Annotated in this window: 23 protein-coding genes; all 23 read left to right on the top strand. The window is 45.0% G+C overall.

Features of this window, described 5'->3' with window-relative positions:
- Positions 1-19: 19 nt before the first annotated feature.
- A complete protein-coding gene (locus ACHA8N_RS01050) occupies positions 20-1,126 on the top strand; it encodes a flagellar hook-length control protein FliK (protein ID WP_393964480.1) in 1,107 nt (368 codons plus the stop codon).
- A complete protein-coding gene (locus ACHA8N_RS01045) occupies positions 1,119-1,589 on the top strand; it encodes a flagellar hook capping FlgD N-terminal domain-containing protein (protein ID WP_147510878.1) in 471 nt (156 codons plus the stop codon). Before ACHA8N_RS01050 ends, ACHA8N_RS01045 begins: the two co-directional genes overlap by 8 nt.
- Entirely contained in the window at positions 1,589-2,431 is an 843-nt protein-coding gene (flgG, locus tag ACHA8N_RS01040; protein ID WP_393964479.1) for a flagellar basal body rod protein FlgG, read from the top strand. Before ACHA8N_RS01045 ends, flgG begins: the two co-directional genes overlap by 1 nt.
- A complete protein-coding gene (locus ACHA8N_RS01035) occupies positions 2,428-2,664 on the top strand; it encodes a flagellar FlbD family protein (protein WP_147510880.1) in 237 nt (78 codons plus the stop codon). Before flgG ends, ACHA8N_RS01035 begins: the two co-directional genes overlap by 4 nt.
- The gene (locus tag ACHA8N_RS01030) at positions 2,639-3,088 is read left to right on the top strand and encodes a flagellar basal body-associated FliL family protein (RefSeq protein WP_147510881.1); all 450 of its coding nucleotides are present in this window, start codon (positions 2,639-2,641) and stop codon (positions 3,086-3,088) included. The genes ACHA8N_RS01035 and ACHA8N_RS01030 overlap by 26 nt, the downstream gene beginning before the upstream one ends.
- 9 nt (positions 3,089-3,097) lie before the next feature.
- Complete coding sequence (gene fliM / locus ACHA8N_RS01025) at positions 3,098-4,081, top strand: flagellar motor switch protein FliM (protein WP_147510882.1); 984 nt, start codon at positions 3,098-3,100, stop codon at positions 4,079-4,081.
- A 1-nt stretch (position 4,082) separates the two neighbouring features.
- A complete protein-coding gene (fliY, locus tag ACHA8N_RS01020) occupies positions 4,083-5,210 on the top strand; it encodes a flagellar motor switch phosphatase FliY (RefSeq protein ID WP_147510883.1) in 1,128 nt (375 codons plus the stop codon).
- A 12-nt stretch (positions 5,211-5,222) separates the two neighbouring features.
- Positions 5,223-5,588, top strand: a complete 366-nt coding sequence (locus ACHA8N_RS01015; protein WP_147510884.1) for a response regulator — start codon at positions 5,223-5,225, stop codon at positions 5,586-5,588.
- Complete coding sequence (locus ACHA8N_RS01010) at positions 5,585-6,079, top strand: flagellar biosynthetic protein FliO (RefSeq protein WP_147510885.1); 495 nt, start codon at positions 5,585-5,587, stop codon at positions 6,077-6,079. The genes ACHA8N_RS01015 and ACHA8N_RS01010 overlap by 4 nt, the downstream gene beginning before the upstream one ends.
- Positions 6,076-6,744: a flagellar type III secretion system pore protein FliP gene (gene fliP / locus ACHA8N_RS01005; protein ID WP_147510886.1), complete on the top strand. Its 669-nt coding sequence runs from the start codon at positions 6,076-6,078 to the stop codon at positions 6,742-6,744. Before ACHA8N_RS01010 ends, fliP begins: the two co-directional genes overlap by 4 nt.
- 11 nt (positions 6,745-6,755) lie before the next feature.
- Positions 6,756-7,028 (top strand): flagellar biosynthesis protein FliQ, encoded by a 273-nt coding sequence (gene fliQ / locus ACHA8N_RS01000; protein ID WP_012370733.1) that lies wholly within the window; start codon positions 6,756-6,758, stop codon positions 7,026-7,028.
- Entirely contained in the window at positions 7,025-7,792 is a 768-nt protein-coding gene (gene fliR / locus ACHA8N_RS00995) for a flagellar biosynthetic protein FliR (protein WP_147510887.1), read from the top strand. Before fliQ ends, fliR begins: the two co-directional genes overlap by 4 nt.
- A gap of 1 nt (position 7,793) precedes the next feature.
- On the top strand, positions 7,794-8,885 hold the full coding sequence (gene flhB, locus ACHA8N_RS00990; RefSeq protein ID WP_147510888.1) for a flagellar biosynthesis protein FlhB: 1,092 nt from the start codon (positions 7,794-7,796) through the stop codon (positions 8,883-8,885).
- A gap of 14 nt (positions 8,886-8,899) precedes the next feature.
- Positions 8,900-10,924: a flagellar biosynthesis protein FlhA gene (gene flhA / locus ACHA8N_RS00985; RefSeq protein ID WP_147510889.1), complete on the top strand. Its 2,025-nt coding sequence runs from the start codon at positions 8,900-8,902 to the stop codon at positions 10,922-10,924.
- A 3-nt stretch (positions 10,925-10,927) separates the two neighbouring features.
- Positions 10,928-12,004: a flagellar biosynthesis protein FlhF gene (locus ACHA8N_RS00980; RefSeq protein ID WP_393964478.1), complete on the top strand. Its 1,077-nt coding sequence runs from the start codon at positions 10,928-10,930 to the stop codon at positions 12,002-12,004.
- A complete protein-coding gene (locus tag ACHA8N_RS00975; protein WP_393964477.1) occupies positions 12,004-12,855 on the top strand; it encodes a MinD/ParA family protein in 852 nt (283 codons plus the stop codon). Before ACHA8N_RS00980 ends, ACHA8N_RS00975 begins: the two co-directional genes overlap by 1 nt.
- A 21-nt stretch (positions 12,856-12,876) precedes the next feature.
- Positions 12,877-14,871: a chemotaxis protein CheW gene (locus ACHA8N_RS00970; RefSeq protein WP_147510892.1), complete on the top strand. Its 1,995-nt coding sequence runs from the start codon at positions 12,877-12,879 to the stop codon at positions 14,869-14,871.
- A gap of 10 nt (positions 14,872-14,881) precedes the next feature.
- Entirely contained in the window at positions 14,882-15,310 is a 429-nt protein-coding gene (locus ACHA8N_RS00965; protein WP_147510893.1) for a chemotaxis protein CheW, read from the top strand.
- 4 nt (positions 15,311-15,314) lie between these two features.
- A complete protein-coding gene (locus ACHA8N_RS00960) occupies positions 15,315-15,911 on the top strand; it encodes a chemotaxis protein CheC (RefSeq protein ID WP_393964476.1) in 597 nt (198 codons plus the stop codon).
- Positions 15,904-16,386, top strand: a complete 483-nt coding sequence (locus ACHA8N_RS00955; protein ID WP_147510895.1) for a chemotaxis protein CheD — start codon at positions 15,904-15,906, stop codon at positions 16,384-16,386. Before ACHA8N_RS00960 ends, ACHA8N_RS00955 begins: the two co-directional genes overlap by 8 nt.
- 13 nt (positions 16,387-16,399) lie before the next feature.
- Positions 16,400-17,173 (top strand): FliA/WhiG family RNA polymerase sigma factor, encoded by a 774-nt coding sequence (locus ACHA8N_RS00950; protein ID WP_147510896.1) that lies wholly within the window; start codon positions 16,400-16,402, stop codon positions 17,171-17,173.
- Positions 17,174-17,184: 11 nt separating this feature from the next.
- On the top strand, positions 17,185-17,649 hold the full coding sequence (locus tag ACHA8N_RS00945) for a hypothetical protein (RefSeq protein WP_393964475.1): 465 nt from the start codon (positions 17,185-17,187) through the stop codon (positions 17,647-17,649).
- Positions 17,650-17,778: 129 nt separating this feature from the next.
- Positions 17,779-18,513 (top strand): 30S ribosomal protein S2, encoded by a 735-nt coding sequence (gene rpsB / locus ACHA8N_RS00940; protein ID WP_012370721.1) that lies wholly within the window; start codon positions 17,779-17,781, stop codon positions 18,511-18,513.
- Positions 18,514-18,558: the final 45 nt, after the last annotated feature.

Genomic DNA, 18,558 nt, shown 5'->3' with positions numbered 1-18,558 from the left:
AAAAAACGAAATGAATTTGATGGATATCCAGCAATCACAGTCACTGAAGGCTAATACGAAGATAAACGGGAAAGACGTTTTAGGAAACGGCGGAGATTTTGCGGCGTTGCTTCAATATTTAGTGCAACCTAAAACGGATCTTTCTCAAGACGCCCTATTGGCCGACACCGGAATTCTCAATACAGGAGAAAATCAAGTCGATGTGAAACCAATCGTCGAACAGTTACTGGCACAACCGGAAAAAATCCTTCAGCTGTTAGATCAACCGGAAATTGAAAAATTAACAGATGATCCTAAGAAGGCGATGGAAGTGATCCAGTTCATCAAAATCATTCAAGCCGGACAGGTGGAACAGGCGGTCGATGCTTTTCAACAATTGCCGACAACTGTCCAGCAAACGATTGTCACGTCAGTAGCTTCCGTACTCGGAGTTCCGAAAGAAAACTTTTTATCAGCAGTAGATGTGACAGCAAAGAAAACAGCAACGGCTGATCCTTCTGATGTCACCAAGCTAATATCACAGAAGCCACTCGCCGGTTCTTTTAATACAGCACGAACCGAAACAGTGGGAACGGTTGCGAGACCGGAAAGTGGAAGTGACTTTAAAAAGAATCTGGAGCTGTTGAAAGTACCGTCTGAGCCGGAAGGAAAAGAACTGGTCGCAGCATTAAATGGATTGAAATTGAATCGCTTAAATAGTGCGATGCCGGTCCTGTCCCGTGCCTCTCATCCGACTTCTGGTGTTGACGAACAATTAGCCAACCGGATCGAAGCAGCGCTGAAGCAAGCACCGTTCTTAAAAGGTGCCGACGGTTCAACCCGGATGTCGATTCGTCTGTATCCGGAGCAACTGGGAGAAGTGGTAGTTCAACTCGACCGGAAAGAAGGTGTGTTGACCGTCAAATTGTTTGCTGCGACAGAACAAGCCAGACAGCTGATTGATCAACAACTCGGTAAACTGCACACTTCGTTGCAACCACAAGCACCATTCGTCAAAATTGAGACAGGAATGCTCGCTGCCAGTCTGAAAGAGTTCGATCAGGGGCTGCCGCAAGAACGACAGGAGCGGCAGCAGGAAGAACCTGTGCCATACGAAGAAGAACCAGAGGAGGATGAAGATGACTGATTCAATCAAAAATGATACATCGTCTTTCCAATTACCGGAGAAAACCAAAACACCTTCCAGTAATTCGATGGATAAAGACATGTTCATGAAAATCTTAATCGCCCAACTCTCCAACCAAGATCCGACGGCACCGATGGAGGATAAAGAATTCATTTCTCAGATGGCTCAGTTTTCTTCCCTTGAGCAAATGCAAGCAATCGGCAAAGGGATCGATACGATGATGTTGAACCAACATGCAGGTGCATTGATGACATACAGTAATTTGATTGGAAAAACAGTCAGTTATGAAAGTGAATCGACGGAAAAGGATGCATCAGGAAAAAACGTGTCTTCCACTGTGAAAGAAACGGCAAATGTCTTGAGTGTCAAACGAGACGGAGCAGACGTCATCGCTGAATTGTCAAACGGGAAAAGCGTCAGTGTCTATGAATTGACAGAGATTAAAACAAAGGAGGAAAAATAATGTTACGTTCAATGTATTCAGGAATCAGTGGGTTAAAGAACTTCCAAACGAAACTAGACGTCGTCGGGAATAACATCGCGAACGTCAATACGTTCGGTTACAAAAAAGGCCGTGTCACGTTCAAGGATTTAGTTAACCAATCGGTTGGTTCTGCTTCAGGTAATGGCGGCGGAGTCGGGGGAACAAACCCGAAACAGGTCGGTCTCGGGGCATCGATGTCGACGGTCGATAACGTCTACAACCAAGGCGCACTTCAAAATACAGGCCGGACACTCGATGTCGGGATTTCCGGTGAAGGATTCTATCAGGTGATGACTGCGGAAGGCGTTCGTTATTCCCGTTCAGGAAACTTTTATACAGATTTACAAGGGAATCTCGTTACTGGAGATGGAAACTATGTAATTGGTAGTACAACGGCTAATGCAAATTTAGGGGCAGTACCCGCTACTCTACCAAATGGTTCGTATAAAGTGCTTAACATTCCTCCAGGAGCAAGAAACTTGGCTATTGGAAAAGATGGATTAGTTACTTATATAAATCCAACAGGTAACTTGGAAAATGTTGGATATATCACGTTATCAAACTTTGCTAACCCGGGTGGTCTTGAAAAGTCAGGCGTAAACTTATTTTCCGCTTCGCAAAACTCAGGTCCAGCAGTAAACGGAACGCCTAGTTTGAATGGTCTCGGTCAATTGACATCCGGGACACTTGAGATGTCAAACGTCGATTTGTCGGAAGAATTTACGGAAATGATCATTGCGCAACGTGGATTCCAGGCCAATACGCGGATCATCACAACATCTGACCAAATTTTAGAAGAACTCGTCAATCTCAAACGATGATTACCTTAACGACATTACGTGATGCACCGCTCGTCTTGAATGCGATTTTAATCGAAGCGGTCCGGTCGACACCTGATACGACGATTCAGTTGGTCGGTGGACAGACATATGTCGTAAAGGAAACGTTGGAAGAGGTAAAAGCAGCGACCATCGACTTTTACCGACAAGTCGGATTAACGGGCTTGAACAGTGTTAGGAGGCTCGAAGATGGAAGAAGAAAAGAAAAAGAGTAAATTAAAACTCCCGATCATCATGATTGTAGTCGCATTGATGATGGTCGGAGCGGGCTATATGCTCTCGAAGTATCTACTGGCGAGTGACCCGACGGAAGCCAAAGTCGAACAGCCGACCGGTGCGGAGCTGGAAGAGCGAAGTTTTCAAACGGACGACCTAACGACAAATATCGCGGACGAACGGTTCTTAAACGTCCAGTTCACGATCGTGACGGATGACGTCACAACGCGGGAAGAACTCGAATTACGGAAATTCCAAATCAACAACATCATCTTAGGCGATTTGGCTTCGATGAAAAAACAAGATTTGGATTCTAAACAAGACATGGCAAAGCTGGAAGAAAAATTACGGGGGCAATTCAAAAAGCTTCTGCAAGAAGGCGATGTTCAACGTGTCTATACAACGAAAAAAATCATCCAGTGAGGTGGGCGCATGAGCGAAGTATTATCACAACATGAAATTGACGCCCTGCTATCAGCCATTTCAAGTGGAGATATGGAAGTTGAAGAAATACGCAGTCAGGAAGAGGAACGACGGGTAAAAGTATACGACTTTAAACGTGCGTTACGATTCTCGAAAGATCAGATGCGTAACCTGACGCGAATTCATGAACAATTCGCACGGGTTCTGACGACTCATTTCTCCGCACAGCTCAGAACATATGTCCAATTTACCGTCAATACAGTGGAACAACTACCGTACGACGAATTTATCCATTCGATTCCGAACATGACATTGATCAATCTTGTAAATCTTCATCCACTCGACGGACGGGTTATTTTTGAAGTAAACCCGAATATTGCCTATGCGATGCTGGACCGCCTGCTTGGCGGACCGGGTGAAGGAATGAACAAGATTGAAAATTTGACGGAAATCGAAACACGGATTTTGACACAATTGTTTAAACGCGCTTTTGTTCAATATGGGGCGGCATGGGAGTCAATCGCTGAGATTGAAGCCGAATATGACGATTTGGAAATCAATCCGCAATTTCTGCAACTCGTTTCACCGAATGAAACCGTCATTCTTGTCTCAATTTACGTGACGGTCGGTGAAGTGAGTGGCACGTTAAATGTCTGTTTGCCGTTTGTGACACTCGAACCGATCATTCCGAAATTATCGAGTCATTTTTGGATGCAACAGGAAAAAAGAAAGTCAGCCGATAACCAAGAGTCAGAACATATGCAAACACAGTTGATGGGATCAGTCGTCGATTTGAAAGCAGTGCTCGGCCAGACGGAACTGTCGTTTGGAGAATTGTTACACCTCGAGGTAGGCGATTGCCTGTCCCTCCAGACACGTACATCCGATCCGGTTGAATTGTTCGTCGATGATCGGAAAATGTTTAAAGCGCGACCTGGTCTGAATGGGAAGCATCTCGCTTTACAAGTCTTACAACGAATTGAGGAGGAATAACATGAGCGATATGCTTTCGCAAGATGAAATCGATGCGTTATTACGCGGGACCCCATCATCTGAAGAACCCATGGACACAGATTTGGAAGATGAACTTAGTCAATTAGACGATATGGAGATTGATGCGCTTGGTGAAGTCGGGAATATTTCGCTTGGCAATTCAGCGACAGCTTTGTCGGCTTTATTGAATCAAAAGGTTGAAATCACAACACCGCATGTCCGGATGATTTCGATGGAAGAGTTACGGAGCCGGTATCCGATTCCACACGTGGCTCTTCGTGTCGGGTATACCGAAGGGTTCAAAGGAGAAAATGTGCTGATCTTGACACAACGGGATGCGTCCATCATTGCGAATTTAATGATGGGTGGAGACGGTGTCATAGATGAAAGCTTAGAAATGGAACCGATTGCGTTATCAGCGGTTCAAGAAGCGATGAACCAAATGATGGGTGCAGCCGCAACGTCGATGTCGACGGTCTTCTCGATGCGCATCGATATTTCACCGCCCGCGGTTGAAATTTTTGATTTCTCTCAAGAAAAAAGTATCGTTGACAGCTTCTCTTTGTGGGAAAATATGGTTATTATTGAGTTTGATTTAAAAATCGGGACATTGATCGATTCGAAAATCGTCCAATTGGCTCCACTTGAGTTTTCAAAGCAGCTGATTCAAAAGTTGTTTAATGCGAGTACGACAACGACAGAGGCAGCACCAAGCGCACCAATCGAACCGGTACGGGAACAGCCGGCAGCACCTCAGCCGCAACCCCAACCGGAACCACGATACGAAGCACCACCGGCACCTAAAAAAGAACCGGTTGGAGTCAGTCCGGTTCAATTTGGTCAGTTTTCTGATGTGCAACAGGAAGGACCTCCCGGAAATATCGGAATGTTGTATGATGTTCCGCTAAACGTAACGGTTGAACTCGGACGAACGCGCCGGTCAGTCCGAGATATTTTGGAACTCACCCAAGGTTCCATCATTGAACTGGATAAATTAGCAGGTGAGCCTGTTGACGTATTTGTGAACAACACGTTGATTGCAACAGGAGAAGTAGTAGTCATCGAAGAAAACTTCGGTGTCCGGATTACAGAGATCGTCAATACAAAAGAACGTCTGCGGATGTTCTAAGGAGGAAATAGGATGAGTGCAAAAGTTTTGATCGTAGATGATGCAGCTTTCATGCGAATGATGATTAAGGAAATTTTATCGAAAAACGGATATGACGTAGTAGGAGAAGCGGAAAACGGTCGCGAAGCCGTTGCGAAGTATAAAGAATTATCACCGGATCTCGTTACACTGGATATCACAATGCCGGAAATGGACGGGATTTCTGCCTTAAAAGAAATTAAAGCCTTTAACCCGGCTGCTAAAGTCATCATGTGTTCTGCGATGGGACAACAATCGATGGTTATTGATGCGATTCAAGCCGGAGCAAAAGACTTTATCGTTAAACCGTTCCAAGCAGACCGTGTACTTGAAGCCGTTTCGAAAACTGTTTCGTCATGAAAAGACTGACCTGTTTGACCTGTCTTTTTCTGTTATTGCTGATGCATCATGTCGGTGCCGAAACAGTGGAAGAGAAGCTTAATCCATCTAAGAAAAATGAACCTACAACACAACAGGTCGACGGGTCATCGAATGTAGTCACGGGGATAAAAGTCGTCGTGTCTCTCGTAGTCTTAATCGGCGGATTTCTTTTGGTCGCCCGTTTCATCAATGAACGAACGAGAGGCGTCCGTCAATCAAGCCGTCTGTCTCATCTTGGAGGCATTCCGCTTGGAAAAGACCGATCCGTTCAGCTGGTAAAGGTTCAGGGCAAGATTTATGTCGTCGGTGTCGGTCAAAACGTTGAGTTGCTCGACACGATTGAAGAAGAGGATGAATGGGCATCGACAACTGATGTACCAGACCAATCACATACGTCACATGCATCTCCGTTTTTGGAATCGTTTAAGCAACAGCTTGACCAGTTCCAAAAGAATCGAGGGCAATCATGACAACGATTGAAAATCTGATTTCACTGGATACGCCGTCGGGAACGGCGACCTCGGTTAAATTATTAGTATTACTTACTTTATTATCGTTAGCACCGTCCTTATTAATTTTAATGACTTGTTTTACGCGTGTTATCGTCGTATTATCGTTTGTCCGTTCGGCACTTGGAACACAACAAACTCCACCGAACCAATTACTCGTGGGTCTTGCATTATTCATTACATTATTCGTCATGGCACCCGTTTTGACGGAACTGAATACGACTGCGTTACAACCGTATATGGATGAAAAGATCAGCCAAGACGAAGCGTTTGATAAAGCGGGTGGAACGATGAAACGGTTCATGTCTCAATACACACGAAGTGACGATTTGGAACTATTCCTGAAGTATGGAAATTATGAGAAACCGGAAAAGGTAGAAGATATTCCACTCGTCGCCCTTGTGCCGGCTTATGCAATCAGTGAACTGAAGACAGCTTTTCAGATCGGCTTCATGATTTTTATTCCGTTTCTTGTCATTGATATGGTAGTTTCAAGTGTTTTGATGTCAATGGGAATGATGATGTTGCCGCCGGTCATGATCGCCTTACCGTTTAAATTATTGTTATTCATTTTAGTGGATGGTTGGCATTTGATTGTCGAGTCACTGCTGGTCAGCATGCGATAGGGGGGGAAGACATGACGCAGGAAATGATCATTCAATTAGCCAGTTCGGCTGTTTGGACTTTATTAAAAGTTTCGGCGCCGCTCTTGCTGGTTTCACTCGTCGTCGGTCTTCTCGTCAGCATTCTGCAGGCGACGACCCAAATTCAAGAGCAAACCTTATCGTTTGTTCCGAAAATTGTTGCTGTTTTTTTAGCACTTGTCTTTTTCGGACCATGGATTATGGAAGAATTAAAAACGTTCACGATTGAGATTTTTAAACAGATTGCTGAGGTCTCAAGAAAATGACGTTACTGTCTTTTGTCAGTGTCTTTTTACTGGTATTTGGCCGGATTGTTGGATTTCTTGTCGCGGCACCTTTGTTTTCCTCGAAGCAATTACCAGCCCAACATAAGTTGGCAATTGCTGCCGGACTTGCGTATTTTGCCAGTTATGCCGTCAAAACTAGTGTTCAGGTGGATGATATCGATTTCTTCTTTCGGATGGGAACGGAAGTCGTCATCGGTTTAGCTCTCGGTCTGCTTGCGAGTTTCTTATTGTATGCGCCGCAAATTGCCGGATCCATCATCGATTTACAGATGGGGCTTGCCATGGCTTCTGCCTACGATCCGATGTTCGGTGGACAATCCCCGATTGTTGGGCGATTTTATTACATGCTGACACTGTTGGTACTACTTGCTTCCGATATGCATTTGATTTTACTGGACGGAGTCTATACGAGCTTTCAAATTTTCCCGCCTGGGAGCGCAATCGGAGTGTCGGGAGAAGCAGGGATGAGTCTAGTCGTCCAAGTAATCGGACTCGCGATGCTGACAGCATTGCAAATGGCCATGCCGTTGGTCGTGTCCTTGTTTTTAGTCGACTTAGCGCTTGGATTTTTAGCGAAAACGGCTCCGCAGTTCAATATCTTTGCGATTGGTTTTTCGGTCAAGCTATTGATGGGGTACGCTATTTTATTTGTACTCGCTGGGGCTACGATTACGGGGATTTCCCGATTCGTTCCTTTATTGCAGGAAGTATTGTCGGATGCGATTCAATTACTAGGAGGTTGAGATGGGAAAATACACTTTAACGCTTGACCTCCAGTATTTCGCAGGTGAAAAGACGGAAAAAGCGTCCCCGCGTAAACGCGATGATTCCCGGAAAAAAGGTCAGGTGGCAAAATCAGCGGATTTAACAAGCAGCTTGATGTTGTTTGGAATGTTTCTGATTTTATTTTTCTTTGGTCCCTTTTTAGGAAAACGTTTTGTCATGGTATTGGAAGAAGGATTAAGTGCACAAACCGTCCTAGTCGCCGTCGAAGAAGGACGGGTCCAAGAAATCATGGTCGAAATGTTGGTTCAGATGGGTATTCTTGTGGCACCGTTCTTTTTAACGGCGGTCGTCATCGGTATTCTAGGGAACTTTGTACAAATCGGGGCATTGCTCAGTTCGGAATCGATTCAACCGAAACTCGATCGTATCAATCCCCTGCAAGGTGTCAAACGAATCGTCAGTATGAAAGCGTTGATTGAATTTTTAAAATCAGTGTTTAAGTTACTTGTCATTGGTACGACAAGTGGCATGGTGTTATGGAACAACAAAGTTGAAATTTCGCGGCTGACGTCGGAGCCGATTGGTGACGCGTTGGCAATCATCGGTCATTTAACTTTTTTACTGGGTATCTCGGTCAGTATTGCGTTGATTGTTCTTGCCGTGCTCGATTTTGCTTATCAAAAGTTCGATTTTGAGAAATCCATTCGGATGAGTAAACAAGATTTAAAAGATGAGCATAAGAACACGGAAGGTGATCCGCAAATCAAAGGGAAAATCAAACAACAGCAACGGGAGATGGCAATGCGGCGAATGATGCAGGAAATACCAAATGCCGATGTCGTCATTACGAATCCGACTCATTATGCAGTGGCGATTCAATATGATGATGGAAAACATGCCGCACCGATTGTCGTTGCCAAGGGAGTGGATGCTGTCGCATTCCGAATTCGGGAGAAGGCGACAGCAGCTGAAATCCCAATTATTGAAAACAGACCGCTCGCACGAGCATTATTCGCAAAATCAGAAATAGGAATGGCAGTGGATGAATCATTTTATCAGGCACTCGCTGAAACACTCGCCTTTGTCTATCAAATGAAACAAGCGAAATGAAAGGATGAAGCATCATGACCATTTCAACACGAGATTTATCTGTCCTGCTAGGCGTCATTATGATTGTCTTCATGCTCGTCATTCCACTGCCAGGATTTTTACTCGATTTTCTCATCATCATTAATATCTTAATTGCTTTGATGGTCTTACTTGTCGCAATGAATGCGAAGGAAGCGTTGGAATTTTCCGTCTTCCCGACCCTACTCTTAATTGTGACCTTATTCCGTCTGGCACTGAACGTCTCGACGACACGGGCGATTCTCTCGAACGGGAACGGGGGAGAAGTCATTGAAGCCTTCGGCAGTTTCGTTGTCGGAGGAAATGCCCTTGTCGGATTCGTTGTCTTCTTGATTCTTGTATTGATTCAGTTCCTTGTCATCACAAAGGGATCGGAACGTGTTTCGGAAGTATCGGCCCGGTTTACGCTCGATGCGATGCCCGGGAAACAGATGGCAATTGATGCCGATTTGAACTCCGGTATGATCGACGAGCTACAAGCGCGGACCCGGCGGCAAAAGATCCAATCGGAAGCGGATTTTTACGGAGCGATGGATGGAGCTTCTAAATTCGTCAAGGGAGACGCAATCGCTGGGATCATCATCGTCATCATCAACTTGATTTTCGGAATGATCATCGGGGTTGTGCAACAAGGACTCCCGATGACAGAGTCGATCAAATTGTACACACTTTTGACCGTCGGGGATGGTCTTGTCAGTCAAATTCCAGCGCTGTTGATTTCTGTCGCGACGGGTATCATCGTCACCCGCTCGACCTCTGACGGGAATTTGGGAGAAGACATCGTCGGACAGCTCTCACGGACACCGTTGCTTGTCATGATCGGAGCCGGTGCGATCTTCTTGTTAGGGTTATTCACGGCGATTCCAGATTACGTGACGATTCCTGTCGCGGGGGCAGCAGCCTTCTTTGCTTGGCAATTGACACGAACGTCAAAAGCGACCAAAGAAGAGGTGGCGGTCGAAGAGGCACCAACCGAAAATCTCCGATCCAGTGAATCGGTCATTTCTCTTTTAAATGTCGACACGATTGAATTCGAATTCGGGTATGGATTAATCCCTTTGGCGGATGAGGCGCAGGGCGGAGACTTGCTCGACCGGGTCGTCATGATCCGCAGACAGCTAGCGCTCGAACTTGGGTTCGTTTTACCGACGGTCCGAATTCGAGATCACTTGCAACTTCCGCCAAATCATTACCGGATTAAAATCCGCGGTAGTGAAATGGCGACCGGTGAACTGTTGCTTGATCATTACTTAGCGATGAGTCCAGGGGTTGATGACCCGGAAATTCAAGGTATCGAGACGGTTGAACCAGCGTTTGGTATGCCGGCCCTTTGGATTGATGAGCGGACACGGAGCCGGGCTGAAATGTCCGGATACACAGTCGTCGATCCGCCGTCTGTCGTCGCGACGCACTTGACGGAGCTGTTAAAAAAACATGCGGCCGACTTATTAGGACGAGAAGAAACGAAACAGCTGGTCGATCACTTGAAGGAAACACATCCAATCTTAGTGGATGAAGTGACCCCACAATTGTTATCGATCGGAGAATTACAAAAGGTATTCGTTCAGTTGTTAAAAGAAAAAATTTCGATTCGGAATTTGCCGCTGATTTTCGAGACACTTGCCGATTATGCTGCTGTCACGAAAGACAGTGATTTGTTGGCAGAATATGTGCGTCAAGCCTTAGCGCGGCAAATTACCGAACAAGTCATGCAAGGCGAAGTCCTGCATGTCGTGACAGTATCCAGTGAACTGGAGCTCGATATTCAAGGCGCCATTCAAAAAACTGAATTCGGAAATTATTTAGCGCTTGATCCGGATAAAGCGACACAATTCATTGAATCATTAAACGAGTTGACGGCAGAGTTTGAACGTTATGGTGCGCAACCAATCGTCTTAGCATCTCCAAGCATTCGGATGTTCGTTCGTCAATTGACGGAACGTTATTTCCCAGATGTGCCTGTTCTGTCTTATAACGAATTAATTCCGACAATTGAAGTCAAGAGTATTGGGGTGATTTAACACATGATGGTCAAACGAATCATTGCGAATTCCGTCGGTGAAGCGATGGAATTGATTAAAGAAGACTTAGGTGAGGAAGCCATTATTTTAAATACACGCCATATTAAAGTAGGCGGATTTTTAGGAATGTTTGCTCAAAAAAAAGTGGAACTCGTCGCTTCAGTAGATGAGCATGCTGTACCGCAACCGAAGGAGGACGTATCGGTTAAACCGACACCTCACGTGCCGCGGCCGATTGCTCGGATTCAGCCTGATAAGAGCGGAACGAAGTCTGAACCATTACAGCCGACGATTGTGTCCTTTGCTTCTCGACGGTTACCGGAAGCGTTACGTCGGTATGAGTTTTTGTTAGCGGAACCGGCGTTGCATCTGCAGGCAGAAGCGTTGTACGAATTGATGTCTGCCACGTATTACAAAACAAATGATGTTGCGGAAGTCGAGCGACAATTGATCCAAGCCGTCGGAAACAACATTCACATGACGGCAACCGACTCGCGTTTTGTGATGGTAACAGGACCAACCGGAGTCGGTAAAACGACAACAATCGCAAAACTAGCAGCCCATTATCGGTTAACGGAGCAACAGACTGTTGGGTTGATTACGACGGATACATATCGGATTTCGGCTATCGAACAACTGCGGACTTACGCGGAAATCATTGATATTCCAATGCGGGTTGCGTATGACTTGGAAGGATTTGAACAGGCAAAAGTCGAGCTGGCTTCATGTGATGTCATTTTAATTGATACAGCAGGACGAAACTTCCTTGATGCAGGATATGTCGAACAATTAAAAGCACGGCATGACTTTTCCAATACGGATGTCTTTCTTGTTCTCAGCTTGACATCAAAATATCGAGATTTGGAACATATTCTGCAACAATTTGATCAAGTACCACTTACTGGTTTTATCTTTACAAAAGTAGATGAAACGACTGAACTATGGTCGATTTATGGTTTGACGGCAAAGTCACGTCTTCCTGTATTTTGTCTGACGACAGGGCAAGAAGTGCCTGAAGACATCATCTGGCCCACTCGTCCAGAAATTTCCCGAATGATTGTAGAAAGAGGGTTAAGATGATGTCAGAAGATCAAGCACGATCCTTACGTTCAAGATCGATCCTTCGACAGACTAAGACGATTGCAATCGTCAGCGGAAAAGGTGGCGTCGGCAAAACGAATGTGGCTGTCAACTTAGGTGTGGCCCTGTCGCTGCAAGATAAAAAAGTATTGATCATTGACTTAGATATCGGAATGGCGAATGTCGGTGTGTTACTAGGGAAATCGTCAAAAACTTCTTTGATGGATTGCGTCAAAAAACGTGAACCGCTAGTAAAAGCCATTGTTGAATCAACACCGGCATTACATTTTATCCATGGTGGAAGCGGATTTACAGAGTTGATGAATTTAACGGATCATGATGTTGAATTCATGATGAGTGAGTTTCGATTCTTTTATGACTATGATTTTGTCTTACTGGATTTAGGGGCAGGTGCCACGCATCAAACATTCGATTTTATCAGCAGTGCGGATGAAGCATGGTTGATCGTAACACCGGAACCGACTTCTATCATGGACGGATACGCATTTGTTAAATTAGCCCATCATCATGCAAAAGAATTGCCGGTTGCCGTTGTTGTGAACCGGGCGATAAATGGACAAGAAGCAATTGAAACATTTGACCGCCTTCAGAAGGTCAGTCAGAGTTTTTTAGAAAAATCCTTACGGTTCATCGGCTTTTTGCCGGACGATCCGACCGTCATGAAAGCGGTCAAAGCACAACGACCATTTTATTTAGTGGACCGAACGAGTGATGTCAGCTGGCGGCTCGATCATATTACGACTTCTCTTACAGGACTTCAGGTACAAGAACAGAAATTTTTAGACCGGTTATTGAATCGTTTGAAAAAACGGCATAACCGTGTCCGCTAATCACGAAGGAGGATGCGATTCATGGATTTAAATGAATACTTAGGATTGTTTTTAGATGAGTCGATTGAGCATTTGCAAGCGATTAACTCAAGTCTACTAGTGTTTGAACAACGTCTTGATGACGAAGCCGTAATTGATCAGATTTTTCGTTCAGCACATACGTTAAAAGGAATGGCCGGAACAATGGGATACGATGCCATCGCTGATCTAACACATGAGATGGAAAGCGCCCTTGATTTAGTTCGTTCAAAGACTCAACCGGCAACACCCGAGTTGATTGACGTTTTGTTCGTAGCAGCAGAACAACTTGAAACGATGGTCGAGGACATCAGCCAGGGTGGAACAGGAAAACTGGACGTGGCAACGACAGTCGTTCGTTTAAAACAGTTTATTCAACCTGACGCAGAAGTAAAAGCAGTCACAAAAGATCCTGAGCCAACCGTCGTGAAGAACTTTGAATGTGACGTCTACTCTGAATCGGTTGTCCGTCAATCGATGGCTTCCGGATACCAGGCATACGTCATCACAGTCGAGTTGTCGGCAGATGTCATTTTAAAGGCGGCCCGGGTGTATATGGTCTTTGACCGGTTGCAACACCTAGGAGACGTCATCTTATCAAACCCTACTTCAGACGAACTCGAACAAGAACAATTTGAAACGAGTTTTGATGTCTTATTTGTAACGATGAAGTCCGAGCAGGACATTCAAGAAGAAATTAAATCCGTTTCGGAAGTGGCACAAGTCTTGATTCAACCATTTGAAGTGTCAGTCGAACCGGCTACTGCGGCGACATTACTTGAGCCCGTCAAGAAAGCAGACGATACGCCAAGTACACCTGTCGAAACAGCAAACGAGTCACAAACACCCGTTGCAGCAAAAACAATCCGGGTTAATTTAGAACGAATTGACCGATTAATGAATTTATTTGAAGAGTTCATCATTGATCGCGGTCGTTTAGAGCGGATTGCGGCGGAAGTCGGTTCTTCTGATTTGACAGAAACGGTCGAACGAATCAAACGTGGGACAAACGAACTGCAATCCCTCGTCTTGACGTTACGAATGATGCCGATTGAACAAGTGTTTAACCGTTTTCCACGGATGGTGCGTTCTGTTTCAAAAGATGTCGGAAAAAATATCAAACTCCATATTACCGGGGCAGAGACGGAGCTTGACCGTACAGTCATCGATGAGATCGGCGATCCGCTTGTTCACTTGATCCGCAATGCTGTTGATCATGGAATCGAAAACAAAGCAGACCGGATTTTGGCAGGAAAACCGGTTGAAGGAAATCTGTCCCTTCGTGCATACCACTCAGGAAATCGGGTGTTCATCGAAATTGAAGATGATGGCGCGGGCATCAATCATGAACGAGTAACAAAAATCGCGCTCGAAAAAGGGTTATTGACAGAGGAAGAAGCTGCTTTGTTGACACCGGAAGAAGCTTCGATGCTGTTATTTGCACCAGGTTTCTCGACGGCAGAAACGGTAACTGACTTGTCAGGTCGCGGTGTTGGACTTGATGTCGTAAAATCAAAAATCGAATCATTGGGCGGGGAAGTTTTTGTTGAAACAAGACGAGGAGAAGGTACCATCTTCAGAATCAGTTTACCTCTGACGTTATCCATCATTTCCGCGATGCTCGTTAAACTAGGAGAAGAAACCTATGCGATTCCGTTGACAGCGATCATCGAAACGACAGCATTAAAACAAGATGTCATCTTACAGGCGCATCGCGAAAAAGTCTTTGATTTCCGCGGACAGTTGGTTCCGTTGATTTCTTTAAACGAAGTATACGGCTTACCGCAAGTTGAGTCGGAAGCATATTCAGTCGTCGTCGTCAGAAGCGGCGAAAAATTAGCCGGTTTAATGGTGTCCGAGCTGATTGGTCAGCAGGAAATCGTCATGAAACCGCTAGGCAGTTATTTGGAGGGAATCCGTGCCATTTCAGGCGCGACGATTCTTGGTGACGGGCAAGTCGCGTTGATTATTGACAGCAATGCACTGTTACGAAAGTGAGGGAATATAAATGGAACAAAAATGGGTCGTTTTTCAACTAGAGGAAAATGCGTACGGAATTGATGTTCAATCCGTACGTTCGATTGAACGTATTATCCCGATTACACGTATTCCAAATGCTGCATCTTATGTCAAAGGTGTTATTAATTTACGCGGTGTCGTCACACCGGTCATCGATTTACGGACACGTTTAGGTTTCGAAACGATTCAGGAAACAGAAGAAACGCGAATCATCATCGCAACGCTGGAACATGGAGATGCAGGTTTTATCGTGGATCGGGCAAATGAAGTCGTTGAGGCCGCGGACGTTCGAATCGAACCGTTAACCGATCAAAAACAAGATGAGACAAACTACTTGACGGCGATTGCCAAGGGTGAAGATCAATTGTTTTCACTGTTGGAACCAAACCGATTGTTTGAAGAGATTGTCCATGCTTGATCGAATGAAACAAGATATTTTCCGAGAAGTCGGGAATATCGGAGCCGCCCACGCAGCAACGGCACTGTCGACATTGTTAAATCAACCTGTCGAAATTGAAGTACCTTCGGCGGATTTGCAATCCTTTTCCACCATCATTGACCGTGTAGGTGGTGCTGAAGCCTATACGGCAGGTGCATTACTACGTTTTTCAGGTGATATTAAAGCGTGTCTGCTGTTTTTAATGCCGCTTGAAGATGCTGAGAAATTAGTAGCACAATTGATTCAACAACCCTTTCAATTTTTCTCAGACAACCATGCATTAGGTGTTTCAGCATGGGAAGAAATTGGGAATATCTTGATTGGAGCCTATGCACGCTCCATTTCAGATTGGCTGAATCTTTCTGTACACGTCACCGTACCTGCTTCTGCTTTCGATATGGTCGGAGCAATTTTGGAAGTAGCCTTACTAGAGTCGACAAAATTTGGTAATATGGCAGTATACATCGATACGCGTCTAACCAGTTCAGGTAATGATTTAAACGGTCATCTGCTTTTATTACCTGAAGAAGGCGCGTTTACATCCGTATTCGAACGATTGGGTGTGGATATTGATGGATGAGGTCGTTCGGATCGGAATAGCAGAATATGCCGTCAGTCAAAAACCGATCATTCTTCGAACAGCTGGTTTAGGATCTTGTGTTGGTGTCATTATTTACGATCAAGAACGGGGTCTTTCCAGTATGGCACACGTCATGTTGCCGGATTCGGCCATTAGTCGGAACATTGCACTTGAAGTCGGTAAATTTGCCGACACGGCGGTCGTTGAACTGACAAATCGTTTACGGGCTGGCGGTGCCGTCCGCCTGCGGGCGAAAATTGCCGGTGGTGCTCAAATGTTTCAGTTTAAATACGAGCATGAATCGATGCGAATCGGGGAACGAAACATTGCAGCCGTTAAACTAGCTTTACGAAAAGCGAACGTCCCACTCGTTGCGGAAGACGTCGGGGGAACTAACGGTCGGACGATCGAATTTCACTCCACTACTGGCCGACTGGTTATTCGGACAGTGAACGTCGGAACGCTGGAAATTTAGAGGAGGAATGGTCATGCGTGAGGAATTACAACAACTTTGGGATCAATGGCTATCGACGCGTGATATAGCGGTAGCTGACCGGTTACTTCTGAATTATGAACCTCTAGTTCAATACCACGTTCAACGTCTCAGTGCGACACTTCCAAAAAGTGTTGACCGTGATGAGTTAAAAAGTCTTGGCATGATGGGGCTGTACGATGCCTTACAAAAATTCGACCAAAATCATAATAATAAATTCGATACGTACGCCGCTTTTCGGATTCGTGGTGCCATCCTCGATGGACTTCGGAAAATTGATTGGCTGCCACGCTCGTTACGTGAAAAATCAAAACGGGTGGAAGCCGCTGTTGAAATTCTAGAGCAGAGCCTTCAACGGACACCAACGATTGATGAAGTTTCTTCCATCGTTGAAATGAGTCCGGAAGAAGTGAAAACGGCACTTGCTGAAAGCTATTTTGCCAATGTGCTATCCATCGATGAAGCGGTGACGCTTCAAGATGAAGGCAAAGCGATGGCGGTCTCTTATCTGGATCCGGACGCGGCAACACCAGAAGATACATTGTTGATGCGGGAACTGATTTCGAAACTGGCAGAAGAAGTGGAGCAATTATCTGAAAAAGAACAATATGTGGTATCGCTCTTTTACTTTGAAGAGTTGACGTTGACGGAAATCGGAGAAGTACTGGGGTTATCAACCTCACGGATTTCACAGATTCATTCCAAAGCCCTCAGAAAATTGAAACAAGCGCTAGGGAGCGCTTATCTTTCTGATCGTGTCGCGATGTGAAAGGAACTATCATGACAGTTTTTTATATTTTACTAGCTGCCCTCATTTGTTATGGTCTTCTATTATTGTTTAAACAACAGGCACTTTTGAAAGATCGTATTTCGCGTCTCGAGCGGCAAAAACAAGAAACGGAAGAAATGTTGTTACAGTTCATGCAACAAGTGAACGGTTTGACGAAAACCGATGAACCGCCATCGATCCTTCAGTCGAAAGAAAATAACGAGAATAAAGAAAATGCAGAACGGATCATTCTGGAGGAGAAAACAGAACGGTCCGTTCAACAAAGTATGCCAAAAGAACAAAATGTCCTAGAAGAACCGGTCATTCCTGTTCAGGAAACGGCTTTGTTGGACGTCAAAGATCAACTGGAGAATGGGGCCGATTTAGATGCATTGGCCCGTTCGTTAAACCGGGGAACCGGTGAAGTCGCATTGATCGCTAAACTTTCTCAAAAAACGAAGGTTGCCCGCCGGTAAACTTTATGCTATATTTGTCTACGGTGTTAATTACGCACGCATGTATCGCCGGCTGCGGTGCCTTTAATAGGTTAGCCGGAAGAACGATCATCGCGGAGGACATCCAAAACCCAAAAGGAGGAATTCATCATGGCAGTAATCTCGATGAAACAATTGTTAGAAGCTGGTGTACACTTCGGTCACCAAACACGCCGTTGGAACCCAAAAATGGCAAAATACATCTTCACAGAACGTAACGGAATCTACATCATTGACCTACAAAAAACGGTTAAAAAAGTAGACGAAGCTTACAACTTCATTCGTGAAGTAGCATCTGAAGGCGGAAACGTTCTTTTCGTTGGTACGAAAAAACAAGCTCAAGATACTGTGAAAGAAGAAGCGATCCGTGCAGGTCAATACTTCATCAACGAACGTTGGTTAGGTGGAACTCTCACGAACTTCTCAACAATCAAAAAACGTATCAACCGTTTAAAACAACTCGAAAAAATGGAAGAGAACGGTACATTCGAAGTTCTTCCTAAAAAAGAAGTCATCATTCTTAAAAAAGAAATGACTCGTCTTGAGAAATTCCTCGGCGGTATCAAAGATATGCCAGGCGTTCCAGATGCACTGTTCATCGTTGACCCACGCAAAGAGCGTATCGCGATTGCAGAAGCACACAAACTCAACATCCCAATCGTTGCGATCGTTGACACAAACTGTGATCCAGACGAAATCGACTACGTCATCCCAGCAAACGACGATGCGATCCGTGCAGTCAAATTGCTTACTGGTAAAATGGCTGACGCAATCCTCGAAGTTAAACAAGGCGAAGATAACGTAGCACCTGAAACTACTGAAGAAGTAGTAGCAGACGCTGAGTAATTCGTGATGCCAGGTGATAAAGGGAATCGACCTTTTATCACCTTT

This window comes from Exiguobacterium sp. S22-S28, assembly GCF_043359615.1.
Lineage (GTDB): Bacteria > Bacillota > Bacilli > Exiguobacteriales > Exiguobacteriaceae > Exiguobacterium_A.
Note: the sequence above shows the minus strand (reverse complement) of the source record. Positions and strands in the feature narration are given on the sequence as shown.

What these genes read in the sequence shown, in the direction of transcription:
- ACHA8N_RS00950 (WP_147510896.1), top strand. Translation starts at nt 16,400, where the DNA reads ATGCGTGAGGAATTACAACAACTTTGGGATCAATGGCTATCGACGCGT.
- ACHA8N_RS00945 (WP_393964475.1), top strand. Translation starts at nt 17,185, where the DNA reads ATGACAGTTTTTTATATTTTACTAGCTGCCCTCATTTGTTATGGTCTT.
- ACHA8N_RS01050 (WP_393964480.1), top strand. Translation starts at nt 20, where the DNA reads ATGGATATCCAGCAATCACAGTCACTGAAGGCTAATACGAAGATAAAC.
- ACHA8N_RS01030 (WP_147510881.1), top strand. Translation starts at nt 2,639, where the DNA reads ATGGAAGAAGAAAAGAAAAAGAGTAAATTAAAACTCCCGATCATCATG.
- fliP (WP_147510886.1), top strand. Translation starts at nt 6,076, where the DNA reads ATGACAACGATTGAAAATCTGATTTCACTGGATACGCCGTCGGGAACG.
- ACHA8N_RS01010 (WP_147510885.1), top strand. Translation starts at nt 5,585, where the DNA reads ATGAAAAGACTGACCTGTTTGACCTGTCTTTTTCTGTTATTGCTGATG.
- ACHA8N_RS00980 (WP_393964478.1), top strand. Translation starts at nt 10,928, where the DNA reads ATGATGGTCAAACGAATCATTGCGAATTCCGTCGGTGAAGCGATGGAA.
- ACHA8N_RS00975 (WP_393964477.1), top strand. Translation starts at nt 12,004, where the DNA reads ATGTCAGAAGATCAAGCACGATCCTTACGTTCAAGATCGATCCTTCGA.
- fliY (WP_147510883.1), top strand. Translation starts at nt 4,083, where the DNA reads ATGAGCGATATGCTTTCGCAAGATGAAATCGATGCGTTATTACGCGGG.
- ACHA8N_RS01035 (WP_147510880.1), top strand. Translation starts at nt 2,428, where the DNA reads ATGATTACCTTAACGACATTACGTGATGCACCGCTCGTCTTGAATGCG.
- ACHA8N_RS01015 (WP_147510884.1), top strand. Translation starts at nt 5,223, where the DNA reads ATGAGTGCAAAAGTTTTGATCGTAGATGATGCAGCTTTCATGCGAATG.
- fliR (WP_147510887.1), top strand. Translation starts at nt 7,025, where the DNA reads ATGACGTTACTGTCTTTTGTCAGTGTCTTTTTACTGGTATTTGGCCGG.
- flgG (WP_393964479.1), top strand. Translation starts at nt 1,589, where the DNA reads ATGTTACGTTCAATGTATTCAGGAATCAGTGGGTTAAAGAACTTCCAA.
- ACHA8N_RS00970 (WP_147510892.1), top strand. Translation starts at nt 12,877, where the DNA reads ATGGATTTAAATGAATACTTAGGATTGTTTTTAGATGAGTCGATTGAG.
- ACHA8N_RS00960 (WP_393964476.1), top strand. Translation starts at nt 15,315, where the DNA reads ATGAAACAAGATATTTTCCGAGAAGTCGGGAATATCGGAGCCGCCCAC.
- rpsB (WP_012370721.1), top strand. Translation starts at nt 17,779, where the DNA reads ATGGCAGTAATCTCGATGAAACAATTGTTAGAAGCTGGTGTACACTTC.
- flhA (WP_147510889.1), top strand. Translation starts at nt 8,900, where the DNA reads ATGACCATTTCAACACGAGATTTATCTGTCCTGCTAGGCGTCATTATG.
- flhB (WP_147510888.1), top strand. Translation starts at nt 7,794, where the DNA reads ATGGGAAAATACACTTTAACGCTTGACCTCCAGTATTTCGCAGGTGAA.
- fliM (WP_147510882.1), top strand. Translation starts at nt 3,098, where the DNA reads ATGAGCGAAGTATTATCACAACATGAAATTGACGCCCTGCTATCAGCC.
- fliQ (WP_012370733.1), top strand. Translation starts at nt 6,756, where the DNA reads ATGACGCAGGAAATGATCATTCAATTAGCCAGTTCGGCTGTTTGGACT.
- ACHA8N_RS00955 (WP_147510895.1), top strand. Translation starts at nt 15,904, where the DNA reads ATGGATGAGGTCGTTCGGATCGGAATAGCAGAATATGCCGTCAGTCAA.
- ACHA8N_RS00965 (WP_147510893.1), top strand. Translation starts at nt 14,882, where the DNA reads ATGGAACAAAAATGGGTCGTTTTTCAACTAGAGGAAAATGCGTACGGA.
- ACHA8N_RS01045 (WP_147510878.1), top strand. Translation starts at nt 1,119, where the DNA reads ATGACTGATTCAATCAAAAATGATACATCGTCTTTCCAATTACCGGAG.